Source organism: Dyella sp. SYSU CM1112, from assembly GCF_058216415.1.
Genome location: NZ_JBZEGI010000046.1, coordinates 1 through 736 on the forward strand (window position 1 = coordinate 1; position 736 = coordinate 736).

Sequence of the window (736 nt, forward strand, 5' to 3'; positions counted from 1 at the left end):
ACTTCACGACAACCCGTTGGTTGTCGCCGATGAGATAAGCGAGACCCTCGACGCCGTGCACTTCGAGGGTGCGACCGTCGGACAGCAGCGTATGACTGACGCTTGCCGAGTCTGGCAGTACATACGTGTGTCCCGTGCTGGTGACGCGTTCGGGGAATGCAGGGAGCGGAAGTGCCAAAGCGATGGCACTCAAGATGAGCACGCTGACGACGCCTGCCATCCCTACTCGGTTCTGACCCATCCCTATCACCTTCATCGCAAGTTTCCCATTGCGTACATCGATCGTTTAGCCCGTGTCACGGCGAGCCGCAACAGCTCGCTTCTATTGCGTTGTCAGAGTTAACTGCCCACTGACAGGCACACCGTCTGTGCTATCCACCACTATCGTGTAAGTGCCGCTGACAGGCAGGTTGGACAGGCTCAGCGACTGCGAGCTGCTGGTGTCGAAATAGGTGTAGTAGCCGGTGGGAGTAATGGTCCCGACGTCCGGACGATAAACGACGACATAAGTCAGCTGCCCCGCGGGTGTCGTGGTGACACCCGTCAGACTTAACGTCACGGTATCGCCTGCAGTTGCATTGAACGTCAATCGCTCCACTTGACCGGTACTCAAACTGATCGCGACCGGCGTATTAGCAGTTAATACCGGCCCTACGATGTCCGGTTGCAACAATGCGTTGAACGCCATGGTGCCCCCGCCCGTCGGGGACACGACGACGGAATATGTCCCTGCGGC

2 protein-coding genes are annotated in these 736 nt (G+C 58.2%); both read right to left on the reverse strand.

Translation table 11 applies throughout. The annotated features are described in order from the left end of the window. The coding region (locus AC4HNJ_RS21535) for a hypothetical protein (protein ID WP_490481669.1) at positions 1 to 241 on the reverse strand (241 nt) is incomplete at its 3' end. Between the two features lie 81 nt (positions 242 to 322). After that, a partial coding sequence (locus AC4HNJ_RS21540) for a hypothetical protein (protein WP_490481670.1) occupies positions 323 to 736 on the reverse strand: 414 nt, incomplete at its 5' end.